Below are 16,704 nucleotides of genomic sequence, written 5' to 3'. Positions count from 1 at the left end.
CATCTGAAAGGGGGGCGAGAGCAGCCTCGCTTTACGCGAAGCTTCTCAAGGTTGCCCGCGATGAATCGGCATCCGGACCGTAATCGCTTTCGCCTTCAATCTTGAGGATTTCCTGCAGGCGCGTGCGGGCACGGCTGACACGGCTCTTGATCGTGCCGACAGCACAGCCACAGATTTCCGCAGCTTCCTCATAGGCAAAGCCTGAAGCGCCGATCAGAATGATCGCTTCGCGCTGGTCGTCGGGCAATTGCTCCAATGCTGCGCGGAAATCCTGCAGATCGAGCGTGCCATATTGCGAAGGATGGACGGCGAGCTGCTCGCTGAACACGCCATCCGTGTCCTGCACCTCGCGACCGCGCTTGCGCATCTGTGTGTAGAACTCGTTGCGCAAAATGGTGAAGAGCCAGGCCTTCATATTAGTCCCCATTTCAAAGGACTCCTGCTTGGCCCACGCTTTCATGATCGTATCCTGAACGAGATCATCCGCCTTGTCGTGCTGGCCGATCAGCGATACCGCAAAGGCGCGCAGGCTCGGCAGCGATGACAGAAGCTCTCGCTTGAACTGTGCATTACTTTCAACCGACGGATCGGGTGCTGTGCTCACGCATACTCTCCTGTTCAGCCTGATCGAGTTTTTGGAGAAGATCGAGGAAGCGATCCGGAATCGTCTCGTCCTGTATCGAGGTGTACAGCGCCTTTAGTTTCAATCCGACTTCACAATTTGGTCCTAATATATCCTTCTGAACGCGACGGGACGACCGAACCCCGGCTCCGTTCATGTGAAGGTTTTCTTTTTCTGCCATATCTTGATCGTTCCGGGCTGATTGCCCTACCCTATTAATCTAAGCCCCTGCTTGTCCGGGAAATGCACGGGCTATCAAAAAGTTCCCTAATATATCTCCCAATGTCGGAACTTTTTTCAAAGCGTCCCGTTTAGAGTAGCATAATGCTGCGCTCAAAGCATGGGTGGGAGAGGACAATGATCTTGTCCGCCGATGTGCATTCAATGAACGAAAGCGGCAGTTGAGGAGTTCCAATACCATGACGTTATCGACGCGTATCGCGCCGCACCTTCCCTATCTCCGTCGTTTTTCTCGTGCTCTTACCGGCTCCCAGGCTTCCGGCGACGCTTATGTTGCGGCTGCCCTTGAAGCCCTCATCGCCGATGTGAGCATTTTTCCGGACACCTCGTCAGACCGGATCGGCCTCTATCGCCTTTTCTGCGATCTTTATAAGACGGCCTCCGTTCGTGTGCCGGAGCCGGCGTCGGAATTTGCATGGGAACAACAGGCGGCAAGAAATCTCTCGCATATCGCGCCCCTGCCGCGGCAGGCATTCCTGCTTGTGGCCGTGGAAGGCTTTTCCGACAAGGAAGCTGCCGAAATTCTCGAACTCGACGATGCCGAGCTGAGCCGTGTTCTTTCGGCTGCATCGACCGAGATTTCGCGTCAGGTTGCAACGCGCATCATGATTATCGAGGATGAACCGCTGATCGCGATGGATATCGAGCAGATGGTGGAAAGCCTTGGCCATGAAGTGGTCGGCATCGCGCGCACCAAGGACGAGGCGCTGGCGCTCTACAAGCAGGAAAAGCCGCGCATGGTGCTGGCCGATATCCAGCTTGCTGATGGCAGCTCGGGCATCGATGCGGTGAATGAAATCCTGCAGAGCGATACGATTCCTGTCATTTTCATCACAGCCTTCCCGGAACGTCTGCTGACGGGCGAACGCCCGGAACCGACCTTCCTTGTCACCAAGCCGTTCAATCCGGATATGGTGAAAGCGCTGATCAGCCAGGCCCTCTTCTTCGAAGAAGCCTCGCAGGTCGCAGCCTGAAACCAGAGATCATAAACTCCCGAAAGACAGACGCCTTTCGGGAGTTTTGTTGTTGACGCTTCCCGCCACGAAATCACACCGCGTTGCGTTCTGTCATGAGTATTTAGAGTTGTGAGTGCCTTAATTTTCCCGGAACCGCGGAACCAATATGGCTTCGATGTCGTTTCTCCTTCACACAATAAAGAGGAGACCAGACATGCTTTATTATGCGCTCGTATTTCTTGTGGTGGCACTCGTGGCAGGTGCGCTCGGCTTCGGCGGCATCGCTGGTGCGTCAGCTGGGATAGCGCAGATTCTGTTCTTCGTATTCCTTGCGCTGCTCGTCGTTTCGCTCGTCGCGTCCGCGATCCGCAAGGCATAACAGATAGAAAATCAAAGGCTGTTTTTGACCTGACGATACACCAGCCTATATTGCAGCTTAATGAGATTGCCCGCCGCATACGACTGTGCGGCGGTTTACCGGTTCCAAAATCCGGGCCAGTTCAAGGATCAAAAGACGATCACTCGATCCAGACCCGCCGACCAGTCGATGAAATGGACGCCATGGCACGGAAATTTCCGCTCAGTTCTCCCCGGACTTTTGCCTCTTTGCCAACGGGCGACCCAAATATTTGTTGCGTCGCATTCTCCTACGCAAAACCGTTTCGCACTTTTGCTGGAAATGCTCTGAATTCGGTTGCGGGATAATCGGGGCAAACATGACCGCTGGCACAAAATTCACCCTGCAGGAAACCGAACCCGACGCCGCCCGCCTGCGCTCATTGCTAAGGGCAGTGCGCAACAGCAATGTCTGCGTGCTCTATCAAACGCCCGATCTGGTTTATTCGTGGGGAGAAAACATCCCCCTCTACTGGCAGGAAAAATGGAAAGTCGGCGGAAACGACTGTGATTTCATTTTCTCCGCCACCCTGCACAAGCTCGATGGCGCAAAGCGCGCGGCGCTGGATACCGGCGAAGCGCAGAATGTGGAGATCGCCATCAATGATGGCGACAAGCTGCGCTGGATCGAATTCCATATCGATTGCGACCGCGACGACACCGGCAATATTCTGGGTCTCGTCACCACGGCCATCGAGATCAGCGAACTGAAGCGGCGCGAGCAGGTGCTGAAGACTTTGCTGCGTGAAGTCAGCCATCGCTCAAAGAACCTTCTGGCCATCGTGCAAAGCATCGCCAGCCAGACGGCACGCTTCACCGATTCCATCGACGACTTTCTGCTGAAATTTCGCGGGCGCATCCAGTCCTTGTCCTATTCGCAGGATTTGGTGACCGATTCGAACTGGCGTGGCGCCCTGTTTCGCGATCTCGTGCATTCACAGGTCGAGAAATATATCGATGTCAGCGACGAACGCCTGAGTATCGAGGGCGATAATCCCTATCTTTTCCCCGGCGCCGCACTGCATGTCGGCCTCGCACTGCATGAGCTCGTGGTCAATGCGACCTCCTTCGGCGGTCTATCGATCCCTTATGGCCGCGTGAAGATTTCAGCACAGGTCATGCATGTCGCCAGCGGCGACGACAGGCTGGAGCTTCGCTGGGAAGAAACCAATCCTGCAATGCCCGAGGTTTTCGAGCACGATCCGCGTTTTGGCAGCGCCGTGTTGCAGCGCATCGTGCCGGCCTCCGTCAATGGTCACGCCGAATATCGCATCGACGGGACCGGGGCCGTCTATTCTCTCGTCATCCCCACGGAACAGTTTGACGCCTGATCAGGCGACTACTTCTCAACAGCTACAAAAAAAGCCGCCATGGTCAGACCTGGGCCTGAACCACGGCGGCTTGCTCTGAATTTGCGGAACGCCAGCTGCATAACGTTTGACGGTTAGCGCGGCATTCTCGCCGCTCGCCTCGTGCGGGGAGGTTGAGGCGAACTCTGAAGGCCGCGTTGTGGGGGCGGGGTCACGACCTTCATGCGCGCTTAACGCCACAGAAGAAACTTGGTTCCGTCAGTTTCGTATTTTTTTGCAATAAAGTTCGAGCCGGTGATGCACGATCTCGTAACCGAGCGATCTGGCGATCTCTTCCTGCAGTTTTTCGATCTTGTCGGAGCGGAATTCCACCACATCGCCAGAGTCCATATCGATGATGTGATCGTGATGCGCGCCGCTTGCCTGTTCGAAACGCGAAGGCCCCCCGGCAAAGGCGTGCCGGTGGATGGCACCGCGTTCTTCGAGAAGCTTCATCGTGCGATAGACGGTCGAAAGCGAAATACTGCTGTCGATCTCGACCGCGCGGCGAAAAATCTCCAGCGCGTCAGGATGATCTTCCGTCTCGGTCAATATGTTCAGGATGATCCGGCGCGGCCGCGTGATGCGAACGCCTGCCTGGCGCAGTTCCTGTTCATAGTCGGGCTTCTTGTACGATTCTCTCATGCGCCGATTATGCACCGTCGCATCGCCAGTTGCAAATTTTTGCAACTGGCGCCGGCCCGATCTCCCCAAGCCATTATTGTGAATGTACTTTAGAGCGCGTTTCGATCTGATTGAATCAGATCGGCGCTCTAACTGTTTGTTTTAACGCGCATCATATCCGAAAACCGTTTCACACTTTTCGGAATGCGCCCTAGTGACTAATATCCACTAACCGTTCGACATCCGACACGTCAGCCTTGTCGTTCAGATGGTATTGTCCCCTGCCCACCCGCACGAAAAGCGCATTGCCTTCCGGTTGGTTGTCTGTGCAGTTTTCGGCAAGAAACGAGAAGTATCTGGAATAAGGCCAGCCCGGAGCGACCCGTCGCACATCTCTCGGCGAGAAAGGTTCGGCAAGAATACCTTCCACCCTGACAGCATTATGGATTTGAGGATAAATATTCGACCCAATTTTCCACATGCATTAACTTTATCACCACCACATGCAGCATTCATATCCCGCGAACACGGGATAATTGCAGATTTTTTGCTTGGTCATAAAATGCTTAGATAGATAAGCGAAAACAGGCAGAGAAAGAGGCCGATAAACGCAACGAGGCTGCGCCAGTAAAACAGCCCCCAAAGACCGAAAATTATCGCCACGGGCGCAGTATAGATGCTGAATATGACAAGATATCCATCATCACCGACGCCAAACAGCACGATATAGAAAAATATGAGTGCGGTCGCAGCACCAAAAGCCAGCGACACGATGGCGGAAAAGCACCAGTCCCGCTTGCGCACCGATCGGTGCGTATCCGCTTTATCCAAAGCCATTACCAACGATCGTCATCCGGCTGGAGCAAGCACGGTAAAGAGTGCAGCTCCGTCGCGATCCAGCTCTTCGACGGCCACCGGATAGGTGTCGCCTTCATGCGATTTTAGGCCGACCACGGACGCATTCATCGCATCGGATATCGCATCCTTGCTGCCCCAGAATTTGCCGCGCTTTGTCAGGTCCGCCCCGTCATCGGGAATAGCAACGCTAAACTCCACCGCACCTTTATCGATGCCGTCGCAAATGAGGTTCGCCGATCCTGTCTTGATTGAAACGCTCATTGTTCCTCCGTGCCTGGTTGGTCCCTCATCGGGTAGGTAACCTAGCGCGCATCCGGAAAAGTGTAAAATACTGCGTGGGAAAGAAGATGATGGTACGCCCAAGGGGAATCGAACCCCTGTTTGCGCCGTGAGAGGGCGCCGTCCTGACCGCTAGACGATGGGCGCTTAGAGCATAAGCCGACCGGAGTGAAACGCGCTTCCAGCCATGTTGCTGATATAATCGCCAAAGAGAAAAAGCGCAATCCTCGAAGGCAGAAACAAACAAGGCGGCAATCATGCCGCCCTGAAAATGCTCAATCGCCGCACAGGCCTAACCAAGTCTCGATGAGTCAAACTCAACGCGACTTGGTATTACTCGACATTGCCGAGTTTAATCCGGCCGATGATACGCGATTCGCGATAGTCATAGATGATAAGTTCCGTACCGCCATCCGGCAGCAGCGTTTCCAGCGAAAGTTCGTTGCCGGAAAGGCTTTGCGAGAGAAGACGGGTGCCCGGCGTCAGGTTGATCTGCGATTCGATCAGCTTCGGCGGTTCCGGCTTTGCCGGAGCGGACGCAGCCTGTCCGGGGATATCCGAACGGGCTTCTTCCGCTGGCGGGGTTTCCGGCGCGCGATTGATCTTGTAGACAACGGCGACAAGCACGGCCATAAGACCGATCAGCATGACACCGATGGAGACGGCCAGAAGCCGGATCATTTTGCGGCGCACACGTTCCATGGCTGGATCAAGCTGGGGCTCGGCCTGTTCTTCCGGGTAATAGCCCTGCTGATAGTCCTGATAGCCTGAATCCTGATGATTCTGGTATCTCGGATAGTGTGGATCCTGCATTCAACGACTCCGGTTCGAACTTCGCCATGTTATGGCGTGTGCCGCGTGATAGAGCATTTTGCAGCCAAATGGAAACATTTGACGCCGCATAAATGCGGTAAAACCAAGAGATAGAGCTGTTCTGACGATTTCGTTAAAACACGCCCGCTCTCATAGAGGCCCATTCTCTTAGAGGAAAGACACGAGTGAAAGAGCTTACGACCGACTCCAATGCCACAGGCAAGCGTCTCGACCAGTGGCTGGCCGCAGCATTGGGGCCGGAACTCTCGCGCAGCCGCGTTCAGTCCCTGATTGCCGAAGGCCATGTGACCATCGACGGCGCACCCGCCCGTGAAGCCAAGCAGAAGCTGCGCGAAGGCATGACAATCGCCATCGTGCTGCCTGAGCCGGAACCAGCCGAACCCATCGCCGAGAACATACCGCTCGATATTCTTTACGAGGATGATGATCTCATCGTGATCAACAAGCCCGCCGGGCTCGTCGTTCACCCAGGCAACGGCAACTGGACGGGAACACTCGTCAATGCCCTTATATATCATTGTGGCGATAGCTTGTCGGGCATCGGCGGAATTCGTCGTCCCGGTATCGTTCATCGTCTCGACAAGGACACGAGCGGCGTCATGGTTGTTGCCAAGAATGACCGTTCGCACCGGCATTTGAGCGAACAGTTTGCCGATCATGGTCGCACCGGCGATCTGGAACGCGCTTATCTCGCGCTCGTCTGGGGTATGACAGAGCGCCCGCAGGGCTTCATCGATGCGCATCTTGGACGCTCGCATCGCGACCGCACCAAGCAGGCCGTAGTCAATGAAGAACGCGAGGATGCCCGCCACGCCATCACCCATTATGTAACTGTCGAAAAATTCGGCCCCCGCGAAGATGCAACCGCACTGGCCTCGCTCGTCGAATGCCGTCTGGAGACTGGCCGCACCCACCAGATCCGCGTGCACATGGCGCATATCGGTCATCCGCTTGTCGGTGACATGGACTATGGCAGTGCCTACAAGACCAAGGCCAACAAGCTGCCGGAACCATTGAAAGAGGCCGTGCGCGGTTTCCACCGGCAGGCACTGCATGCATGGCTGCTCGCTTTCACCCATCCAGCGACAGAAGAGCTGATGCGTTTCGAAGCGCCGGTGCCGGAAGATATGGAGCACCTTCTGGAAAATTTCCGGAAGCACTCTATATAATACTGGTAATTATCACGGTTCGCCGGAACAATGGACGGTATATAAGTAAGAAGCTGATCCAACATCAAAAACGAGGGCGCGGTCGTAGCCGCTCCCTTGCCACAAAAAACAATTCATTTCAGACCAGCGCGCATCCCGAAAAGCGGGAACCGGTTTTCGGAACAAGATGCGCTAGAGCATGTCTCCCGAAAGTGGGAACCGGTTTCGGGATAAAGACATGCGTAAAAACAAACAGATAGAGCATTTCCAATGATTCAATCAAAACAGGAAATGCGCTAGAATAAAAAGACAGGGCATTTCCTGTGCTTCAGGAAATGCAGGAGACGCTTCAGCCATGCAACCTTTGGCCTTGAGCGGCGTTCACATTGTAGTGACAGATTGTTTCATGCGTTAAAGGATCGTGTTTTCGCCAAAATCATGCCTATATATGAGAGCTCGCGAGAGGGAAGTGCAGGAGGCAGCCCCCGCGACAGGTTCGCCAAACGGGAACCTGAAATTATAAAGGAGGGTGCTCTATGGCCCAGATGAATCTCCCAAGCATCACGTCCGGTGACGGTGGTCTTACCCGTTATCTGGAAGAAATTCGTCGCTTTCCCATGCTTGAGCCGCAGGAAGAATACATGCTGGCCAAGCGCTATCACGAACATACTGATCCCAAGGCTGCCCACAAGCTGGTGACGAGCCATCTGCGTCTCGTGGCCAAGATCGCCATGGGTTATCGCGGCTATGGCCTGCCGATCGGTGAAGTGATCTCGGAAGGCAATGTCGGCCTCATGCAGGCTGTAAAGCGTTTCGAACCTGAACGCGGTTTCCGTCTTGCCACCTACGCCATGTGGTGGATTAAGGCCTCGATCCAGGAGTATATCCTGCGTTCGTGGAGCCTTGTGAAGATGGGCACGACCGCCAATCAGAAGCGCCTGTTCTTTAATCTGCGCAAGATGAAGAGCAAGATTCAGGCGCTCGATGATGGCGATCTTAACCCGGATCAGGTCAAGCAGATCGCAACCAAGCTCAAGGTCAGTGAAGACGAAGTGGTTTCCATGAACCGCCGTCTGTCCGGTGATGCTTCGCTGAATGCCCCCCTTCGGGCTTCGGAAGGCGAATCCGGCGAATGGCAGGACTGGCTGGTCGATGACAGTAGCAGCCAGGAGCAGGTCCTGATCGAGCAGGACGAACTCGAAAACCGCCGCTCGATGCTGGAACAGGCGATGGATACGCTGAACGACCGTGAACGTCGCATTTTCGAGGCTCGCCGCCTTTCGGACGACCCGATGACGCTGGAGGATCTTTCCGGCGAGTTCGACATCAGCCGTGAACGTGTGCGCCAGATTGAAGTGCGTGCGTTTGAAAAGGTTCAGGCTGCGGTGAAGGCCGCTGCCTACAAGCAGCAGAAGGCGCTGAACCATGTCGAGGAAGCGCACGCCTGAAACAGATAATCTGCTGATTCTTTTACTGCCGCAAAGTGGGAGACCATTTTGCGGCAGAACTATTTGAGCGTTAAAGCATGTCGCAGCTAAATGGATTCATTTAGCGTTCGCGAACATGCGGCAAATAAAAGAATCTAGAGCGAGCGCTATGAATTCCATTAAACGCGACGCGCTCTAGTGTTCCCCCTCGCCTTTGGCGAGTTCAAACCCTTCATCTATCCAGCCTGCCAGCCCACCCGCCATGATCTTGACGGGCCGGTCGAGATTGGCGAGCCGCAAGGCACCACGCGCCGCGCCATTGCAATGCGGTCCCGCGCAATAGGTCACGAAAATAGTTTCCTGCGGCCATTCCGCCATCTTGGACCCGATGATCTTGCCGTGCGGCAGATTGATTGCGCCTGGAATATGCGTCTGTGCAAAAAGCGTCGGGCTACGCACGTCGAGAAGCACGAAATCGGCTCCTTTGGACAAAGCATCATGCACGTCCCAGCAATCCGTCTCGAATGTGAATTCGGCTGCAAAATGATCCCGCGCCAGTACGCTTGGCGCTGGCGGGATGGCAGTTACGGCTGATTTCCTGTCGGTCTTTGTCACACTATCCATGGGTGATCTCCTTTGTCTTCGGAAAGATTGTCGCCCATTTTCCAAATCACTTGCAATTGGCGTGATTGACAATATACGTAAAGATAATGACAAATCAGATACCAGACCTCAAAGGCCCACTCGTCGTAGCGCTTCTCTATGATCGGCTTTGCACTTTTGAATTCGGCATTGTCGCCGAAATCTTTGGTCTGCCCCGCCCCGAAATGGGAACGGGATGGTATCGCTTCGCCAGTTGCCCGATTGAGGACGGCCCGCTGCGTGCGCATGGCGGCTTTGTCATCACGCCCGATGGCAGCTCCGATCTCATCGATGAGGCTGACCTTATCATTGTTCCGGGCTGGAAAGGTGCAGAGGTTCCGGTGCCGGAAGCCATCAGCGAAAAGCTGCGTCGTGCTCACCGACGCGGCGCGCGGCTTGCCTCCATCTGTTCGGGAGCCTTTGTGCTGGCCGCGACAGGACTGCTGGACGGCGGCACCGCCACCACGCACTGGCGCTATGCCGACGCGCTGCGCAACAAACACCCTGCAATCGATGTCGATGACGCGTCGCTCTATCGCGAACATGATAGCATCTTCACTTCGGCGGGAAGCGCAGCCGGAATAGATCTACTGATAGAAATCGTCCGGCAGGATTTCGGAGCCGCCGCCGCAAATTCCGTTGCCCGGCGGCTGGTCATGCCCGCTCACCGCACGGGCGGACAGGCACAGTTCCTCGAACGTCCGGTCACAAAGCGCGAAGGCACCGCAATCAGCCCGGTTCTGGACCGGATGCGCACCGATCTTGCTACAGGATGGACAATCGAGCGCATGGCTGCCGAATGCCGGATGAGCCCACGCACATTCCTGCGACGCTTCACTGAGGCAACCGGCGCCACGCCCGGCGACTGGCTCACCATGGAGCGTATCGCGGCTGCCAGGGAACTCCTCTCCCGGGGAGAAACGAGCATCGACGATATTGCCGCCGCGGTCGGCTTTGGAAGCGCCCACACGCTTCGCCATCATTTCCGTCAGAAAATTGGCATCAGCCCCGCGGAATATCGCAGGCGGTTCCTCGCGGAAACCGTCACCCAACCGATATAAAACTGTCAAATCACTGTAATGGATTGGCTTTAGGGACGAGGGCGTGTTTCACCCAAGCTTCAAGGTCTCCCAATGAAAAAGCTCCTGCTCGCCGCAGCTATCGCGCTTACCGCTGCCACCGCCGCATCTGCTTCCGAATATGTCTCCTTCCTTGATTATCCGCAGAAGGAACAGGACGGGACGGAGTTCTTCACAGCCATCGAAATCCCGCAAGGCAGCTTCACCAAATACGAAATCGACGACAAGACCGGCCATATCGTCGTTGACCGCTACCAGTCCATGCCTGTCATCTATCCGGCCAATTACGGCTCGATCACCAGCACACTTGCTGGCGATGGCGATCCGCTCGACGCACTCATCTACACGCGTGAGCCGATTGTTCCCGGCGCGATCATCAAGGTTCGTCCCATCGGCGTCCTGAAGATGATCGATGGCGGCGACCAGGACGACAAGATCGTCGCTGTTCCGACCACGGACATCGATCCGACCTATGACAACATCAAGGAAATCACCGATCTGCCGAAGATCGAACAGCAGCGTCTCGAAGCTTTCTTCCGCGTCTACAAGCAGTTGCCGGAAGGCCGCAAGGTCGTTGAACTGGGCGGTTTCGACAACGCCGAAGCTGCGCGAAACGAAATTGCCAAAGCCATCAAGGCTTTCGCCGAAAAGAAGTAACCAGCGCGACTTTGGTTTGCCTCAAAACAAAAAAGGCCGCTTTGAGCGGCCTTTTTCGTCTTTGTGAATGATATTAGTTCGTACCGAGCACGTCGTTGAACGCCTTCTCGCCCGGCACGCCCTTTTCAAGGCTGATAAGGGCGCGGCGACCATTGCGATAGGAGATCGGAATATCGATCCACTGCAAGCGGCGCATCAGCGAAAGATTGGTGTCCTGCGCGGTGCGGGCATCGTTCAGCCACACGATGAAGAAATTGTCGCCGATCTTCGAAGGCACGGCGATCAGCGGATTGCCCGCCGCCTGTTCCGTGTCCTTGAAAGTGATGCGCTGCACATTATCCACAACGCCGCCGGGGAAACCTTCCGGCACGGTGAAGACCAGTTCGATCAGATGGCTCGCCGGAATGGACTGATCCGTATTCTTGCGGATGGTCATTTTCAGCTCGACCTTGCTGGTCGGCATCGTGACGGTGGCGCGGACCGCCGGTTCGGCAGGCTGGCCGTCTTCCGGACTTTCCTCGATGGTCGACCACACCACATTGCCACGTTCGACCGAATCCGAACCCGCACCGCCACGTTCTTCATAGAGAAGCGCCTGCTGACCCACGGCAACGGTCTGGTTCTGTCCGGGCTGCGCGCCGGTCTGCGTATTCGTTTCGGCAGGCGCAGGCGTGGAAGCGGCAGTCGACGTGCCCTCGCCGATACCATTGGCACCGGCGGCAGGACCACTATCGGTTTCGCTGCCATCAGGCATCAGCCGTTGCGTCATTTTCGGCTCGCCTGCAGGCTGCTGCGGCGTCTGTTCGCCACCTGTCGTCGCCGTATTGGTGTCGGCTGGCGGCGGCGTCGTATCTTCGGGATGCGTTTCGGTATCGGAACCGGTCGCAGGCGCGTCGCTGCGTCCGAGGCTCGATGCCAGTTCCTGAATCTTGTCCTTGTTGGCCCAAACCGCATAACCGGCACCGCCGACAAGCAGGACTGCAATCAGACCGGCGATCAGGCCCTTGTAGGAGCGCTTCTCCTTCTTGGAGGTGCGCTCAATATATTCGCTGCGGCGAGCCTGCGCCTTTTCCTTGGCGCGGTCCAGTTTCCAGTCGTCGCTACGCTCGGCTGCAAAGGCCGGCGCATCATCATCTTCGCTGGAGAAACTGTCGCGACGCTCATCGCGCGGTGCACTGGTGAATGCGGGTTCGTCATCATCTTCATGCGGCGGTGTGCGCTCTGCTGCGTCCTGATTCGCTTCCTGCAGGAAATCTTCCAGCGCATCCTCAACCGGCTCTTCCGGCGCGGCGGCTGGCGGCGCATAAAAAGCTTCGACCTCGGCAATGGCATCTTCGAGAATATTGCGCTGGCGGACAGCGACAGCCTGCGAGGCATTTGCCGTAACAAGCTTTTGCTCGATCGTCGCGCGCGCTTTCGCATATACGCGCTGGCGCAATTCGGGCGACTTGTCCGCCTGCGCATCGATCGTCTTTTTCAGTACCGCTACAAAATCCGCCATTCCGTCTTACCCGGTTTCCGCCCGTCCAGATGAACAATAAGCACAGGATGCAATAAATGTCCCAATAATCACAATAATCAAGGGAAAGCAAAGTCTGCGGCTACGATTTAGCGAAGACTTTCAAAATGATGCGGTGAAATAGTGGCAAAATTCACCCTGTTGCGAAGCTTTGTACGGCCGATTGCGTTCTTTGTACAACGGTCGAAACAAAATCGGAGCAGCTTCCGGAAAAGCTGCTCCGAACATATCGCTCATTGACTGCAAACAATCAGTCGTGGAACGGATCGGTGACGAGGATCGTGTCCTCGCGTTCCGGGCTGGTGGAGAGCATCGCCACCGGCGCGCCGATCAGTTCTTCGATGTGACGGACATATTTGACAGCCTGCGCCGGAAGATCGTTCCACGAACGCGCACCTGCGGTCGTTTCCGACCAGCCCGGCAAGGTTTCATAGATCGGCTTCACCCGTGCCTGCGCGCCCATGGAGGACGGCAGATAGTCGATGCGCTTGCCATCAAGCTCATACGCAACGCAAATCTTGATTTCATCCAGACCGTCGAGAACATCGAGCTTGGTGAGCGCAATGCCGGTGATACCGGAGGTACGAACCGTCTGGCGCACGATTACGGCGTCGAACCAGCCGCAACGACGCTTGCGACCCGTCACCACGCCGAATTCATGGCCCTTGGTGCCAAGGAATTCGCCGATCTCGTCGTCCAGTTCGGTCGGGAACGGACCTTCGCCAACGCGGGTCGTATAGGCCTTGGTGATGCCAAGCACATAGCCGATGGCCGTCGGGCCAAGCCCCGAACCGGCGGCAGCCTGACCGGCAACCGTGTTGGAGGACGTCACAAACGGATAGGTGCCGTGATCGTTGTCGAGCAGTGCGCCCTGCGCGCCTTCAAACAGGATGCGGTCGCCAGCCTTGCGGCGCTCATCGAGAACACGCCAGACCTGATCGATATAGGGCAGAATCTGATCGGCAACCGAGGTCAGTTCGGTCAAAATGGTTTCAACCGCGATTTCCTCAAGGCCCATGCCGCGACGCAGCAGATTGTGGTGGGCGAGCAGGCGTTCGACTTTCGGCTGCAGCGTCTCCGGCTCGGCCAGATCGATAACGCGGATGGCGCGACGGCCGACCTTGTCTTCGTAGGCCGGGCCGATGCCGCGCTTGGTCGTGCCGATCTTGAGACCCGAATTGGAGCCTTCGCGCATGGCATCGAGATCGCGATGGATGGAAAGGATGAGCGGAGCATTTTCAGCAATGCGCAACACATCCGGGTTGATGTCGATGCCCTGCGCACGCAGCTTCTCGGTTTCAGCAACGAAATGATGCGGATCGACAACGACGCCGTTGCCAATAACGCTCAGCTTGCCGCGCACAAGGCCGGATGGCAGCAGCGAAAGCTTGTAGCTGACGCCGTCGATAACAAGCGTATGACCTGCATTATGACCACCCTGGTAGCGCACGATGACATCGGCGCGTTCGGACAGCCAGTCAACGATCTTACCCTTGCCCTCATCGCCCCATTGCGATCCGACGACAACCACATTTGCCATTGAAGAAACTCCTTGGCTTCTATTTGAAAATCCAAGGATCAAAGCGGCCCGTTCATCGCCAGCTTGAGGCTACAGGGTGCTGATCCCTCGTCTCTATACAGATTGAAACGGGATTGCGCGACTCTTTCGTGCAATAAATTCGCGATTTTTAGTGCGAAACGTGGAAAAGAAAGGCGCTTAGGTTGCTTGAGATTCCGTTTGTGGCGTGGCGAAAATGGTGATCTTTGAGAACCGGCGCGCAACGTACTATGAGTACGTGAGCACCGGAAGCGCAAAAGAGCGCCATTTGCAGCCCGCCAGAATCGGAAGATCTGCAACCTAACCGGCGCGGACCATATACAGCGCATCCTCCGAATAGCTTTTCAGCTTTTCCTCAAGCGCCGGAAGGTCGCGCACGACGAAGCCCTTCTTTTCCCAGAAGCCCTGTGAGCCGCTGACGGCAACGAGAGACATGGTGACGAAGCCATCACGTTCAGCCTGCAAGGCCATCAGTTCGACGACGCGCGTGGCAGCACCGCTGGAACGGGCTTCGGGCAAGAGCGCTATATCGTGGATATAATAGGTGTTGGTATCCTCGGGGAGCTCTCCCAGAACAGCGTTGAGAGCCGGAACCGTATCAAGCTTCCACGGATGGCTGATGCCATAACCAAGGATTTCGGTGTCACGGGCGAGTACGAAGCAACCCGCCGGATAGAGTTTGAAGCGGTCCCGGAAGACCGCCTCATCTTCGAAGAAATCGAGATGGACAACATTAGCAACCGCAGTCACGCTCGCAATATCCTGCTCGTGCATGCGCCGCCATTCCGGCTGTACCATCTCTTCAACCATTTTCTCAAACTTCTCCGACGTTGAACTCAAGCGGTGTTGCCGCCTTGATTGCCTCTTGAGCCGTCAGTTCGTCAAGTGCTGCCTGTGGAATCTGTTCATCCACATAGAGCATGGCAATCGCGTCACCACCTGGATGGTCACGTCCGAGCGAGAAGTTTGCGATGTTGATATTGTGCTTGCCGCAGATCGTGCCAAGCAGGCCGATCATGCCCGGAACGTCATTGTTGGTGACGTAAAGCATGTGGGGGCCGACCTCGGCATCGAGATTGATTCCCTTGATCTGGATGAAACGCGCCTTGCCGTCCGAGAAGCAGGTTCCGGCGATGGAGCGTTCACGCAAGGTGGTCTTCACCGTAAGCTTGATATAGCCGTCGAAGATACCGGACTTGTCGCGCTTGACTTCCGAAACGATGATGCCGCGTTCCTTCACCATGATCGGTGCGGAAACCATGTTGACGTCGGCGACCTGCGGACGGATGAGACCGGCCAGAGCCGCACTCAACAATGCGCGCGTGTTCATCGTGGCTGTAGAACCGTCGAACAACACTTCCACTTCCTGGATCGGCTCATCCGTGACCTGACCGACGAACGCGCCAAGCACATCGGCAAGTTTCACGAACGGCTTGAGGCGCGGCGCTTCTTCCGCAGTGATCGAGGGCATGTTGATGGCATTGGAAACGGCACCCTTCACGAGATAGTCCGACATCTGCTCGGCTACCTGAAGCGCGACATTTTCCTGCGCTTCCGAGGTCGATGCACCGAGATGCGGCGTGCAGACGACATTGGGCAGCGAGAAAAGTTCGTTTTCCGTCGCCGGTTCCGTTTCGTAAACGTCTATACCGGCACCGGCCACATGGCCGGATTTCAGCGCTGCCACCAGATCCTTTTCCACGATCAGGCCACCGCGGGCGCAATTGACTATACGCACACCCGGCTTTGTCTTGGCCAGGTTTTCCGCATTGATGATATTGCGGGTCTTGTCGGTCAATGGCGTGTGCAGCGTGATGAAATCGGCGCGGGCAAGCAGCTCGTCAAGCTCAACCTTTTCAACGCCCAGTTCCTGCGCACGGGATTCGGACAGGAACGGATCGAAAGCCACCACATGCATCTTCAGGCCAATGGCCCGGGTCGCGACAATCGAACCGATATTGCCGCAACCGACGACACCCAGTGTCTTGCCGGTGATTTCCACGCCCATGAAGCGGTTCTTTTCCCACTTGCCTGCGCGGGTGGAAGTGTCTGCCTCCGGCAATTGCCGCGCCACAGCGAACATCAGCGCAATGGCATGTTCGGCAGTGGTGATCGAGTTGCCGAACGGCGTATTCATGACGATGATACCGCGACGCGAAGCCGCCGGAATATCGACATTGTCCACGCCGATACCGGCGCGACCGACGACCTTGAGCTTCTTGGCGGCTGCGATCAGCTTTTCCGTGACCTTGGTGGCCGAACGGATCGCCAGACCATCATAATCGCCGATGACTTCGAGAAGCTTTTCCTTGTCCTTGCCGAGATCAGGCAGGTAATCGACTTCCACGCCGCGATCCTTGAAAATCTGGACGGCAGTGGGCGAAAGCTTATCGGATACGAGAACGCGAGGTGCCATGGAGGCCTCCTTCAAACATTTTCAGACCAAACATTTCCCGTAAACACAGACCGATCTGCTTCAGGAAATGCTATGAATAATGGGGGATGCGGACCGTGGC

Annotated in this window: 19 protein-coding genes and 1 tRNA gene; 7 read left to right on the top strand and 13 right to left on the bottom strand. The window is 56.1% G+C overall.

Going from position 1 to position 16,704, the window contains the following annotated elements:
• Window positions 1-31: 31 nt before the first annotated feature.
• Both F9K94_RS19955 and F9K94_RS19950 read right to left on the bottom strand, forming a co-directional pair.
• Window positions 32-604, bottom strand: a complete 573-nt coding sequence (locus F9K94_RS19955) for an RNA polymerase sigma factor (RefSeq protein WP_151647936.1) — start codon at window positions 602-604, stop codon at window positions 32-34.
• Window positions 576-803, bottom strand: a complete 228-nt coding sequence (locus F9K94_RS19950) for a NepR family anti-sigma factor (RefSeq protein WP_012091358.1) — start codon at window positions 801-803, stop codon at window positions 576-578. The genes F9K94_RS19955 and F9K94_RS19950 overlap by 29 nt, the downstream gene beginning before the upstream one ends.
• Window positions 804-1,041: 238 nt before the next feature.
• Between F9K94_RS19950 and F9K94_RS19945 the strand changes: the two genes are divergently transcribed.
• The 3 genes from F9K94_RS19945 to F9K94_RS19930 all read left to right on the top strand — a co-directional run bounded on the left by F9K94_RS19945 (window position 1,042) and on the right by F9K94_RS19930 (window position 3,545).
• Window positions 1,042-1,836 carry a response regulator gene (locus F9K94_RS19945; RefSeq protein ID WP_151647934.1) on the top strand — a complete coding sequence of 265 codons (795 nt, stop codon included), beginning with the start codon at window positions 1,042-1,044 and terminating at the stop codon, window positions 1,834-1,836.
• A 196-nt stretch (window positions 1,837-2,032) separates the two neighbouring features.
• The gene (locus F9K94_RS19940; RefSeq protein ID WP_151556142.1) at window positions 2,033-2,197 is read left to right on the top strand and encodes a DUF1328 domain-containing protein; all 165 of its coding nucleotides are present in this window, start codon (window positions 2,033-2,035) and stop codon (window positions 2,195-2,197) included.
• 337 nt (window positions 2,198-2,534) lie between these two features.
• Window positions 2,535-3,545: a sensor histidine kinase gene (locus F9K94_RS19930; RefSeq protein WP_151647930.1), complete on the top strand. Its 1,011-nt coding sequence runs from the start codon at window positions 2,535-2,537 to the stop codon at window positions 3,543-3,545.
• Between the two features lie 237 nt (window positions 3,546-3,782).
• On the opposite strand, the gene F9K94_RS19925 is transcribed toward F9K94_RS19930, so the two are convergent.
• The 6 genes from F9K94_RS19925 to F9K94_RS19900 all read right to left on the bottom strand — a co-directional run bounded on the left by F9K94_RS19925 (window position 3,783) and on the right by F9K94_RS19900 (window position 6,137).
• Window positions 3,783-4,208, bottom strand: a complete 426-nt coding sequence (locus F9K94_RS19925; protein WP_061348088.1) for a transcriptional repressor — start codon at window positions 4,206-4,208, stop codon at window positions 3,783-3,785.
• Window positions 4,209-4,398: 190 nt separating this feature from the next.
• Entirely contained in the window at window positions 4,399-4,668 is a 270-nt protein-coding gene (locus tag F9K94_RS19920) for a hypothetical protein (protein ID WP_151647928.1), read from the bottom strand.
• Window positions 4,669-4,742: 74 nt separating this feature from the next.
• Window positions 4,743-5,024, bottom strand: coding sequence for a hypothetical protein (locus F9K94_RS19915; RefSeq protein WP_151647926.1), 282 nt, complete (start codon window positions 5,022-5,024; stop codon window positions 4,743-4,745).
• A 12-nt stretch (window positions 5,025-5,036) separates the two neighbouring features.
• Window positions 5,037-5,306, bottom strand: a complete 270-nt coding sequence (locus F9K94_RS19910; protein WP_151647924.1) for a hypothetical protein — start codon at window positions 5,304-5,306, stop codon at window positions 5,037-5,039.
• Between the two features lie 90 nt (window positions 5,307-5,396).
• Window positions 5,397-5,471, bottom strand: a tRNA-Glu gene (locus tag F9K94_RS19905).
• 186 nt (window positions 5,472-5,657) lie between these two features.
• Complete coding sequence (locus F9K94_RS19900; RefSeq protein ID WP_061348051.1) at window positions 5,658-6,137, bottom strand: hypothetical protein; 480 nt, start codon at window positions 6,135-6,137, stop codon at window positions 5,658-5,660.
• A gap of 185 nt (window positions 6,138-6,322) precedes the next feature.
• On the opposite strand from F9K94_RS19900, the gene F9K94_RS19895 reads away from it, so the two are divergent.
• Window positions 6,323-7,327, top strand: a complete 1,005-nt coding sequence (locus F9K94_RS19895; protein ID WP_151647922.1) for an RluA family pseudouridine synthase — start codon at window positions 6,323-6,325, stop codon at window positions 7,325-7,327.
• Between the two features lie 515 nt (window positions 7,328-7,842).
• A complete protein-coding gene (rpoH, locus tag F9K94_RS19890) occupies window positions 7,843-8,754 on the top strand; it encodes an RNA polymerase sigma factor RpoH (RefSeq protein WP_151647920.1) in 912 nt (303 codons plus the stop codon).
• A 174-nt stretch (window positions 8,755-8,928) separates the two neighbouring features.
• Here the strand turns inward: rpoH and F9K94_RS19885 are convergent, their stop codons facing one another.
• Window positions 8,929-9,357: a rhodanese-like domain-containing protein gene (locus tag F9K94_RS19885; protein WP_151647919.1), complete on the bottom strand. Its 429-nt coding sequence runs from the start codon at window positions 9,355-9,357 to the stop codon at window positions 8,929-8,931.
• Between the two features lie 86 nt (window positions 9,358-9,443).
• Here F9K94_RS19885 and ftrA point away from each other — a divergent pair, with 86 nt between their 5' ends.
• Together ftrA and F9K94_RS19875 are read left to right on the top strand one after the other, a co-directional pair.
• Window positions 9,444-10,436 (top strand): transcriptional regulator FtrA, encoded by a 993-nt coding sequence (ftrA, locus tag F9K94_RS19880; protein WP_061348047.1) that lies wholly within the window; start codon window positions 9,444-9,446, stop codon window positions 10,434-10,436.
• Window positions 10,437-10,508: 72 nt separating this feature from the next.
• Entirely contained in the window at window positions 10,509-11,111 is a 603-nt protein-coding gene (locus tag F9K94_RS19875; protein WP_061348046.1) for an inorganic diphosphatase, read from the top strand.
• Window positions 11,112-11,184: 73 nt separating this feature from the next.
• Here the strand turns inward: F9K94_RS19875 and F9K94_RS19870 are convergent, their stop codons facing one another.
• From F9K94_RS19870 to serA, 4 genes are all read right to left on the bottom strand, one after another.
• Window positions 11,185-12,612 (bottom strand): transcriptional regulator, encoded by a 1,428-nt coding sequence (locus tag F9K94_RS19870; protein ID WP_151647917.1) that lies wholly within the window; start codon window positions 12,610-12,612, stop codon window positions 11,185-11,187.
• Window positions 12,613-12,880: 268 nt separating this feature from the next.
• Window positions 12,881-14,170: an adenylosuccinate synthase gene (locus F9K94_RS19865; RefSeq protein WP_151647915.1), complete on the bottom strand. Its 1,290-nt coding sequence runs from the start codon at window positions 14,168-14,170 to the stop codon at window positions 12,881-12,883.
• A gap of 318 nt (window positions 14,171-14,488) precedes the next feature.
• A complete protein-coding gene (locus tag F9K94_RS19860) occupies window positions 14,489-14,998 on the bottom strand; it encodes a GNAT family N-acetyltransferase (protein ID WP_061348044.1) in 510 nt (169 codons plus the stop codon).
• A gap of 4 nt (window positions 14,999-15,002) precedes the next feature.
• Window positions 15,003-16,604, bottom strand: coding sequence for a phosphoglycerate dehydrogenase (gene serA / locus F9K94_RS19855; RefSeq protein ID WP_151647913.1), 1,602 nt, complete (start codon window positions 16,602-16,604; stop codon window positions 15,003-15,005).
• Window positions 16,605-16,704 lie beyond the last annotated feature (100 nt).

The sequence above is a fragment of the Brucella tritici genome, from assembly GCF_008932285.1.
GTDB classification, from domain to species: domain Bacteria; phylum Pseudomonadota; class Alphaproteobacteria; order Rhizobiales; family Rhizobiaceae; genus Brucella; species Brucella tritici.
This window is presented reverse-complemented; position numbering and strand designations above follow the sequence as displayed.